Origin of the sequence: Jeotgalibacillus marinus (assembly GCF_040801915.1) — a bacterium.
GTDB lineage: Bacteria > Bacillota > Bacilli > Bacillales > Jeotgalibacillaceae > Jeotgalibacillus > Jeotgalibacillus marinus.
Map to the genome: position 1 here is coordinate 1 of NZ_JBFMIA010000033.1, position 9,805 is coordinate 9,805.

Sequence of the window (9,805 nt, forward strand, 5' to 3'; positions counted from 1 at the left end):
AGCGCCGATGGTAGTTGGGGGACTCCCCCTGTGAGAGTAGGACGTCGCTAGGCACGAGATGAAAAACCGTTCCCATTGTGGAGCGGTTTTTTGTGTAAAAAGCAGTCGATTGGAGCCTTTTTTCTTACTAATTAGGGGCTGCGGCTCGCACTCTCTTTGATACTACTTTTAAATTTGATTTCATCGTAAACTAATCATCCTTTCGTATAGATATGAATATTACTTCAATGGTATATTCCAAAAGTTATATGATCAAAATATTTAATTATTAGTAAGCAGGTTACGTAGCTTCGAAGTAAACGATTGCATTCGATTATCAATGGAAACGTACGAAGAGATCTTTTAGTTTAATTTGGTAGGTTGCATCAAGGGATATTAAATCTTTAAAAAGAATTCTTTAAAAGGTATGGGTATTGGCACATTCTTTTTCTATCTGAATAATATAATTAAGATTAGGGTCGATGATTTATGTCCATACTTGATGATACGTGCCATCGAGAAATGGAGGGATTGAGTGATATGAGAGTGTGCCAAGCGTGTGGTAGACGGTATAAACGCGGGATTAGGTTGAAAAACAAATTGATCTGTTCGTGGTGTGAGCAGTCATTGATTACACTGGAGGTTGATGATCGCGCTTATGATAACTGGGTGCATATATTAAAAAGAGATTAATATACTACTAGCTCACGTGATAACCAAGTTGAACAATGGACTTGGTTATTTTTGTGCATGATTCGGTATTTATAAGCAAGGTATGAGATGATACAATCAAGTGTATTTAAAGAATAGGTGGAAATATAATGGATCAATCACGCATGCCTTTAGTGGAGGCGTTAAATAAGTTTAAAAAGCAAGATCCAGTTTCGTATCACGTACCTGGTCATAAAAACGGATTACTGGATCAGAGCGGATTTTTCGGTGAGATGGGCTCTTTGGATGTGACGGAGCTTATAGGATTAGATGATTTGCATGCTCCTGCGGGTGTGATTAAGGATGCGATGAATCTGCTTAGAAAACATTATCAATCTCAAAAAAGTTATTTTTTAATCAATGGCTCGACTGTTGGTAATCTGACGATGATCCTTGCAACATGTGATCCTGGCAATACAGTATTAGTAGCAAGTAATAGCCATAAATCGATCATTAACGCTTGCTCATTCAGCAATGTGAGACCGATCTTTTTAGAGCCATTCATTAATAAAGGATCACAAACACCACAAGGCATTTCCGTTGCTGTTTTAAAAGAAGCTATACAACGTTATCCAGAAGCAAAAGCAATTATCCTTACTTACCCATCGTATTATGGACATGCATGCGACATTCAAACTCTTATTGAAAAAGCGCAACAGAGTGGTTTGCTCGTGTTAATAGATGAAGCGCATGGTGCTCACCTAACATTAGGTCCTCCATTTGCGGAATCTACACTTACAATGGGTGCAGATATTGTGGTTCATTCTGCACATAAAACGTTGCCTGCGTTGACGATGGGGTCGTATTTGCATATTGGAACGGAACGAGTAAATAAGCGTAAAGTGGAACGTGTGTTAGGGATGCTTCAATCAAGCAGTCCATCTTATCCAATTATGGCTTCTCTTGATGCAGCTAGATCATATTTGGCTACAATGACAAAGCAGGATATTCAATACTTTTTAAATTATCGGAAACAGTTGATAAGAGAATTATCGCAATCTCAAGAAGTTATAGTGATTGAAGCAGATGATCCATTAAAGCTGATTCTTAAGATCAATAATTTTTCAGGGTACGAACTTCAAAGGAGACTTGAACAACGTAGAATTTATGTGGAACTAGCCGATCCACTACAGGTACTTTTAATTCTTCCTCTCTTAAAAGAAGGTGTGCTGACTTCGGTTGATCGAATCGTTCAAGTGGTAAGAGAGATAGCTTCTGAAGAAAGAACCACTGAACAAGAACCAATCATTTCACCGCAATTAGCAGTGCAAGACTCAATTAAAGAACTAGCCATGCCCCTTCAGGAGGTGGATAACGCTCCATCAGAGTGGATCGACATTAAAGAAACAACAGGGAAAATTGCTGCAGCATCCGTCATTCCGTATCCACCAGGCATCCCTTTTGTAATCTCTGGTGAGAGAATAACCGGGGAGAAAGTTTTTCAGTTATCAAAATGGATCGAAAAAGGATTGCATTTTCAAGGGGACCAATTAATACATGAAGGAAAAATAAAGGTCGTACGTACAATGGAGGAAAGCAATGAGTAAAGGAATGTTTATAACAGTTGAAGGGCCTGATGGTGCGGGAAAGACAACTGTCACTAATAAGGTTGTAGAAGAATTAAAAGATCGAGGGCATGATGTACTACTTACTAGAGAACCAGGTGGTATTGACATTGCTGAGAAGATTCGCGAAGTTATATTAAATCCAACGCATACCACAATGGATAGCCGAACAGAAGCGTTACTTTATGCAGCTGCCCGCCGTCAGCACTTAGTGGAAAAGGTTTTTCCAGCACTAGAACAAGGAAAAATTGTTTTGTGCGATCGTTTTATTGATAGTTCACTTGCTTATCAGGGTCATGCGAGAGGTCTTGGAATCGATGAAGTGTGGGGTATTAACCAATTTGCAATAGGAGATATGATGCCAGATTGCACGCTTTATTTTGATATTGACCCTGTCGAAGGAATGGCGCGTATTGCGAAAAATGATGGACGTGAAGTAAACCGCTTAGATCTAGAAAGCATGGCGTTTCATGAAAAGGTGTATGAAGGTTATCAACTGCTTCTGACACGTTTTCCAGAGAGAATGCGTAAGATTGACGCGAGTCGCACGATAGAAGAGGTAAGTGAAGAAGCGTTAGAGATAATCACAGCTCATTTTTAAAAAGGCATAACTTAATCAAAAGGAATGTAGAATGATTTAGTAAAGCGTTCGCATTCTTGTTATACTAGAGGTAGTAATAGTGAATACAACCAACTACTTTAAAAAGGAAGAGGGTGGGATGGATGAAACTTGTTGTCGCTGTAGTTCAGGATCAAGATAGCAACAGTCTATCAACTGAATTGATGAAAAATAATTTCCGTGCAACAAAGCTTGCTAGTACAGGAGGGTTTTTAAAATCCGGTAATACCACATTTCTAATTGGTACCGAGGATGCGCGTGTAGATAAAGCTCTTGAGGTGATCAATGATAGTTGTCGTTCACGTGAGCAAATGGTTGCACCCGTGTCTCCGATGGGTGGAAATGCTGACTCTTATATTCCGTACCCTGTTGAAGTTGAAGTTGGTGGAGCAACCGTATTCGTCTTACCAATTGAGCAGTTTCATCAATTTTAATTTGTGGAGTGATCGTGTAACATGAAAATTAACCAAGATTTACGTGTCGGTGTCGATCAACTGCCAAAAGGACAACAACCATTAGCTAATGAACAAGCTAGGTTTGGAGCCATTGTTCAAAAGCAGGATCAAAAATTGCAGGTGGAGCAGCTTACACGCTTGATGGGAGATGTGACTCAAGCGGGAGATCGTTTGATCAGGTCACGTAATTTCAAAGACCTTGCAAAATTTAAAACATTAGTGCGTCGTTTCGTTAAAGAAACAGTAGATTATGGAATAGATCTTAAACAATCACATTCTTGGAATCAATATGGTGAAGGAAGAAAGCTTAGAATTGTTGAAACAGTTAATGAGAAGCTTACATCGTTGACAGATAGCTTAATGGATAGTGAACAAGAATCCATTGATATTTTAGACCAAATTGGCGAAATTAAAGGCTTATTGATCAATTTATATACGTAGAAGAGGGATAGAAGTGACCGCAACCTGGATTGAGTTAAAACAGTGGCAGCCACTTGCGGCTAAAATGCTGATCAATAGTTTAGCGAAGCAGCGAATTGCGCACGCTTATTTATTTGAGGGTTCGCGAGGTACGGGAAAAAAAGATATGGCCATTTTTTTAGCACAAGGTCTGTTTTGCCGAATACCTGAAAACGGGATGCCTTGTGGGGAGTGCGATCAGTGTCAACGGATTGTTCACGGTAGTCATCCAGATATCCACTTGATCGAACCTGATGGTCTATCGATAAAAAAAGATCAGATTAAAGCATTGCAAGAGGAATTCAGTAAAACAGGAATGGAATCAAAACGCAAAACGTATATTATCAATTTTGCGGATAAAATGACGGTTCAAGCAGCGAATTCATTGCTGAAATTCTTGGAAGAGCCGCACCAATCAACGACTGCGATTTTGATTACAGAGAAAATGCATCAAATGCTGCCAACCATATTATCAAGGTGTCAGCACGTTGCGTTTCATTCGCTATCACCTGTACTTTTTAAAGAGCGTTTGGTGTTAGAAGGGGTTCATCCGACGATGGCTGCTCTCCTTTCGAAAGTAACCAATCAACTTAATGAAGGAATTGAGCTTAGTTCGGATGAGTGGTTTGTACAAGCTCGAAAAATAGTGTTAAAATTGTATGAAGTGTTAAAGGAACATCCCTTTGAAGCCATGACGCGTCTTCAAAGCGAGTTTTTGCCACACTTTAAAGAAAAATTACAAATCGAACTTTCTTTAGACTTGTTTCTTCTTATATATAAAGATCTCCTTTACATCCAAACGGAAAAGGTAGACCATGTATCTTTTCCTGATCATCTAGATGAGTTACAGAGAGATGCGCTTCAAATATCAACAAAGAAATTGTCTGAACAAATGACAACTATTTTAGAAGCCAAGAGACATATAAATCAAAACATGAACACACAGCTGCTTATGGAGCAGTTGTTGCTCAAATTGCAGGGGGGATCTGCGTTTGTATGATGTAGTAGGTGTTCGCTTTAAAAAAGCGGGCAAAATATATTATTTCGATCCAAACCAGCACAACATCTTAAAAGATGAATATGTCATCGTGGAAACGGTACGCGGAGTCGAATACGGTAAAGTTGTTGTAGACGTTAAAAAGGTGGACGAGAATGATGTAGTACTTCCACTGAAAAAAGTGGTTCGTATTGCCGATCAAAAAGATCGTTTGTCTGTCCAGGAAAATAAAGAAGAAGCTAAACATGCTTACGAAGTTTGCAAAAAAAAAATTAGGGAACATGATTTAGAAATGAAACTTGTGGATGTCGAATATACATTTGACCGAAATAAAGTGATCTTCTACTTTACAGCAGACGGTCGAGTTGACTTTAGAAATCTTGTAAAGGATTTGGCGTCTGTATTTAGAACCCGCATTGAATTAAGACAAATTGGTGTGCGTGATGAAGCGAAGATGCTTGGAGGTATTGGTCCATGCGGACGGATGCTTTGCTGCTCAACCTTTTTGGGTGATTTTGAACCGGTGTCAATTAAAATGGCAAAGGATCAAAACCTTTCTCTCAATCCGGCTAAAATTTCTGGTCTTTGCGGTCGCTTAATGTGCTGCTTAAAATATGAGAACGATGAATATGAAGCAGCAAAAGAAGAAATGCCTGATCTTGGGCAATTTGTTCAAACACATGAAGGAAAAGGGAAAGTTGTAGGTCTTAACATGCTAGAGCGTGTTCTTCAGGTCGAAATGAAGGGGCAAGACCGTACGTTAGAATATACGCTTGAAGAAATTATAAGCAACGATATCACATCAATTCAAGCCACAGAGTAATGAGGTGGAGTGTTCGTGGATAAGAAGGAGTTCTTTGATTCCGTCACCAATATGGAGCAGCAAATTGGTCACTTGTATCAGCAGCTAGGGGAGCTAAAACAGCACCTCGCTGAAATGATGGAAGAAAACCATTCGCTTCAAATCGAAAATGACCATTTACGCCGGCGATTAGATCAACTCGACAATGGTCGAACAGAATCCGTCCAGGGAAAAGGTCGCACATCAGTAGACTTTGTTGGTGAAGATGGACAAGTCTCAGAAATTGGAGAAGGATATGACAATCTTGCACGTCTATATCAAGAGGGGTTTCACATTTGCAACATCCATTTTGGAAGTCCGCGTAAAGACGAGGATTGCTTATTCTGTCTATCGTTTTTAAATAAAAAATAATCAACGTAAATGGGGGCTGGCGTTTTGCGACCATGTCGATTTCTCATACGCTACATAGGCGCGGGGAAAGACACGGGGTTGGAAGCGTCAGGCTCTTTTTTATGGAGGAAAGGTGGTGGATTTTATGCAACTCGTGGGCGACGAGCGGTTAGATTTTTTATTAGCGGAGGATTTGGCAATAATTCAAAGTCCCTCTGTGTTTTCTTTTTCATTAGATGCGGTTTTACTCGCTAGGTTTGTTCATGTACCAATTCAAAAAGGCAGTTTAATTGACCTTTGTTCAGGCAATGGTGTTATCCCTTTATTGTTGAGTACCCGCACAAAAGGCAAGATTGTTGGTGTTGAGATTCAGGAGAGGCTTCATGATATGGCTATCCGCAGTATTGCTCATAATGGTCTAGAGGGACAGTTGTCTATGATTCACGATGATTTAAATAAGGTGGTTCCAAATCTTGGCGCAGCACGACATGACGTTGTAACGTGTAACCCACCGTATTTTTTAACTTCATCAATGGAAGAAAAAAATGTTAACGAGCATTTTGCGATTGCTCGTCACGAAATTATGTGCACACTAGAAGATACAATTAAAGCAAGTAGCCAGCTATTAAAGCAGGGTGGAAAAGCTGCATTTGTTCACCGTCCGGGTCGTTTATTGGATTTAGTGACATTAATGAGAAAATATCGTCTAGAACCGAAACGTATTAGGTTTATTTACCCAAATAATGGCAAAGAAGCGAACACCATATTAATAGAAGGAATTAAAGATGGAAGGTCAGATGTGAAGATTTTACCACCTCTTTATGTTCATGAGGAAAATGGGGAATACACATCAGAAATAAAGGAGATTTTGTATGGAGACAGAGCATAATCACTTTTTTTATGTCCTGCATTGTGCGGACGGTTCCTATTATGGTGGGTATACGATTGACTTAGCTAGACGTCTTACGCAGCACAATGAGGGAAAAGCATCAAAATATACACGCACGCGATTACCGGCTTTTCTTCTCCACGCTGAAAGATTTGATACAAAGCGTGAAGCGATGCAAGCAGAGTATTCGTTTAAACAACTATCGCGCTTGAAAAAAGATCACTATTTAATGGAAAGAAGGAATCGCCATGATTCAAACGCAGCAAAGCTTTAAAGAAGGTGTCGGACAGTTGTATTTAGTCCCAACACCGATCGGAAATTTAGAAGACATGACCTTTCGTGCAATTCGTTTGTTAAAAGAGGCGAACGTAATTGCAGCGGAAGATACACGAAATACAAAAAAACTATGTAACTATTTTGAAATAACAACTCATGTCATAAGTTACCATGAACATAATAAAGAAGTGAGCGGGAAAAAACTAATCGAACGTTTGAAAAATGGAGAACAGGTAGCATTAGTGAGTGATGCGGGCATGCCGTGTATTTCAGATCCAGGGTTCGAACTAGTTCAAGACGCCCTAAAGAAAGGCATCACTGTAGTTCCACTTCCTGGAGCCAACGCCGCTCTCACAGCACTAATTGCGTCGGGGCTAGTGCCACAACCATTTTACTACTATGGTTTTTTATCTCGTGGAAAAAAAGAGAAAAGAGAAGAGCTATCATTTTTAGCAACGATCCCAGCGACGTTTGTTTTATATGAGTCTCCACATCGATTGAAAGATACATTAAAGCAAATGATCGAGTCAATTGGGGCGAACCGAAAAATCGTTATTTCAAGAGAATTAACAAAAAAGTTTGAGGAGTTTATACGTGGTACGGTAGAAGAAGGTCTTAAGTGGGCTGAAAATACAGAGTTGCGCGGGGAATTTTGTTTAGTGATAGAGGGCGCAACAAAAGAGGCATGGGAAAAGGAAGAAATAAAATGGTGGGAAGAGCTTTCCATTCAACAACATGTAGAGACATATATAAACGAGCAAGACATGATGTCCAAAATAGCTATCAAAGAAACCGCAAAGGATCGGGGTGTTTCAAAGCGTGAAGTTTACCAAGCGTATCACGTGGCGGAAGAGTAGATATAAGAAAGCCTGTTTGAACGATTGTTCAAACAGGCTAATATAATTAGTATGAATTATTTATGCGTTTTGAAGATTGTTTTGAATTTCTTTAATAAGTAATTCAGCACCTTCACGGCTAAGAATAAGTTTACCAGCAGCTAGTTTAAGGTTGTCATCTGAAACTTCCCCAGTAATTTGACAAGTCATGCTTGGCTTGTACTTCTTGAGAATGATTTTCTCATCATCTACGTAAATTTCTAGCGCATCTTTCTCTGCAATTCCTAGTGTACGGCGAAGCTCAATGGGAATAACCACACGGCCTAACTCATCTACCTTACGAACGATTCCTGTTGATTTCATAAAAATTCTCCTCTCAAAGTGGTTTAATAATGAGTTTCCTTTTCGTCAATTTTCGACAAAGTTTTCTCTGTGCATTCATCATACCAACGTTTGCCAAATACGTCAATAAATTAATAGACTTCAAAACATCCTTGTTAGTTAAATAGAAACATTGATACTACAAGGTCCGAAATACTTTAACAATATCTAACTTCTATACTAATTACTATATAATGAAATATATGTAAGTGTAAATAAGATATTTTCAATTTAAACGAATGAACTATTCGACAAACAATCCTGTGAGTTCCCTATATTTCGACAAAATGTTAGTCAAACAGACCCTCATCTTTGAATAAAGCGCTTTCAATTGTTGGTATGATTGTACTCGAATTTTAAATTTTTGTATACAAAAATTTCGGTTCTATGTCAAATGCTGGTGTGAAGTGAAATTATCTTCACCCTATCCAAGGTGAACACCCACTTGTGTTAATAATATCTTTGCTCTGAAACGCTCAACGCTTCGGAAGCCAAATGCGCATAAGTTTTGTCGCTTATTTGTAACAGGTAATCTTTTTTTATATTTTTTTCAGATAAAATTAAATTTAGATAAGTTTCTACGAATCTATGACGCTACAAGTCATGTTCATGAATCATAGAAATAACTGTGCCGTCCTCAAATTCAGATGCTGTAGTGTTCTCACTAACAATTTTTGGTTCCATGTCTTGGTCTGGCAAGTTGGACACCTGTGAAGTTTAATTTGGCATTTCCACACGACAGCAGGTCTGATTTTTTATCATTTCATCTCTTCTAATCATGGTAAAATCCATGGTAAAATTCAACTGTACGCATCTCCAATCTATACTTGTTTCTCGACAATTCAAGTATAAAAGAATGGATGATGATCGTGCATTTTTTATTTCACGGAAGTTGTGTAAGAACCCCAACATTTATTAAGAACTAATATTTTTTAAATGATATACATTAAGTGTGGTCGTTTATTTCTTTTCATTCGTTTTTCTTCCCTATATACTGAAAATAGAATTGATTATTGGGTGTGATCAATTGAACCCTGATGAGCAGAGGAGGAGTGACTGCTGCCGAAATGACCGATCTACACAGCCAGGTCGAATACATTCGTAGCAGTCCCGATAAGCATGTCAAAACCATCATCACAATCTGCGTATGTCATTGCATACGTAGCGATAAGGGATAAAATATTGAGCGGTGAACTTGAAGGTGGCACGAAGTTAGTAGAAGAACGACTAGCAGAAGAGATTGGTGTGAGCCGTACACCTGTGAGAGAAGCCATTCGGCGACTGGAGCAAGAAGGATTAATTAAGAAGAAACGCGTAGCCAACCCTACTGAGAGTGACCTGCGTCACCTGTTTCAAGTTCGTATCATATTAGAAGGACAAGCGGCCAGAACCGCTGCTACGTATATGTCAGAGGAGGATCTTGCGTTACTCTCCGAATGCATTCAC

Annotated in this window: 13 protein-coding genes; 12 read left to right on the forward strand and 1 reads right to left on the reverse strand. The window is 39.0% G+C overall.

The window, feature by feature from the left end; genetic code table 11:
- Nucleotides 1-519: 519 nt before the first annotated feature.
- The 11 genes from AB1471_RS16255 (at nt 520) to rsmI (ending at nt 7,999) form a co-directional block, all read left to right on the forward strand.
- Nucleotides 520-672, forward strand: coding sequence for a sigma factor G inhibitor Gin (locus AB1471_RS16255; protein WP_367780823.1), 153 nt, complete (start codon nt 520-522; stop codon nt 670-672).
- Nucleotides 673-800: 128 nt separating this feature from the next.
- On the forward strand, nt 801-2,237 hold the full coding sequence (locus AB1471_RS16260) for an aminotransferase class I/II-fold pyridoxal phosphate-dependent enzyme (protein WP_367780814.1): 1,437 nt from the start codon (nt 801-803) through the stop codon (nt 2,235-2,237).
- Nucleotides 2,230-2,856 carry a dTMP kinase gene (gene tmk, locus AB1471_RS16265; protein WP_367780815.1) on the forward strand — a complete coding sequence of 209 codons (627 nt, stop codon included), beginning with the start codon at nt 2,230-2,232 and terminating at the stop codon, nt 2,854-2,856. The genes AB1471_RS16260 and tmk overlap by 8 nt, the downstream gene beginning before the upstream one ends.
- 122 nt (nt 2,857-2,978) lie before the next feature.
- The gene (gene darA / locus AB1471_RS16270; protein ID WP_367780816.1) at nt 2,979-3,308 is read left to right on the forward strand and encodes a cyclic di-AMP receptor DarA; all 330 of its coding nucleotides are present in this window, start codon (nt 2,979-2,981) and stop codon (nt 3,306-3,308) included.
- Nucleotides 3,309-3,329: 21 nt separating this feature from the next.
- On the forward strand, nt 3,330-3,770 hold the full coding sequence (locus AB1471_RS16275) for a YaaR family protein (protein ID WP_367780817.1): 441 nt from the start codon (nt 3,330-3,332) through the stop codon (nt 3,768-3,770).
- 13 nt (nt 3,771-3,783) lie between these two features.
- Nucleotides 3,784-4,788, forward strand: coding sequence for a DNA polymerase III subunit delta' (gene holB, locus AB1471_RS16280; RefSeq protein ID WP_367780818.1), 1,005 nt, complete (start codon nt 3,784-3,786; stop codon nt 4,786-4,788).
- A complete protein-coding gene (locus tag AB1471_RS16285) occupies nt 4,781-5,608 on the forward strand; it encodes a PSP1 domain-containing protein (protein ID WP_367780819.1) in 828 nt (275 codons plus the stop codon). The genes holB and AB1471_RS16285 overlap by 8 nt, the downstream gene beginning before the upstream one ends.
- 15 nt (nt 5,609-5,623) lie before the next feature.
- On the forward strand, nt 5,624-5,998 hold the full coding sequence (gene yabA / locus AB1471_RS16290) for a DNA replication initiation control protein YabA (RefSeq protein WP_367780820.1): 375 nt from the start codon (nt 5,624-5,626) through the stop codon (nt 5,996-5,998).
- A gap of 124 nt (nt 5,999-6,122) precedes the next feature.
- Entirely contained in the window at nt 6,123-6,866 is a 744-nt protein-coding gene (locus AB1471_RS16295) for a tRNA1(Val) (adenine(37)-N6)-methyltransferase (protein ID WP_367780824.1), read from the forward strand.
- Nucleotides 6,850-7,140: a GIY-YIG nuclease family protein gene (locus AB1471_RS16300; protein ID WP_367780821.1), complete on the forward strand. Its 291-nt coding sequence runs from the start codon at nt 6,850-6,852 to the stop codon at nt 7,138-7,140. The genes AB1471_RS16295 and AB1471_RS16300 overlap by 17 nt, the downstream gene beginning before the upstream one ends.
- Nucleotides 7,118-7,999: a 16S rRNA (cytidine(1402)-2'-O)-methyltransferase gene (gene rsmI, locus AB1471_RS16305; RefSeq protein WP_367780825.1), complete on the forward strand. Its 882-nt coding sequence runs from the start codon at nt 7,118-7,120 to the stop codon at nt 7,997-7,999. The genes AB1471_RS16300 and rsmI overlap by 23 nt, the downstream gene beginning before the upstream one ends.
- 60 nt (nt 8,000-8,059) lie before the next feature.
- Here rsmI and abrB read toward each other — a convergent pair whose 3' ends face one another.
- Nucleotides 8,060-8,347, reverse strand: coding sequence for a transition state genes transcriptional regulator AbrB (gene abrB / locus AB1471_RS16310; RefSeq protein WP_367780826.1), 288 nt, complete (start codon nt 8,345-8,347; stop codon nt 8,060-8,062).
- A gap of 1,131 nt (nt 8,348-9,478) precedes the next feature.
- On the opposite strand from abrB, the gene AB1471_RS16315 reads away from it, so the two are divergent.
- Nucleotides 9,479-9,805, forward strand: a 327-nt coding sequence (locus AB1471_RS16315; RefSeq protein WP_367780822.1) for a GntR family transcriptional regulator, incomplete at its 3' end; no start/stop codon positions are given.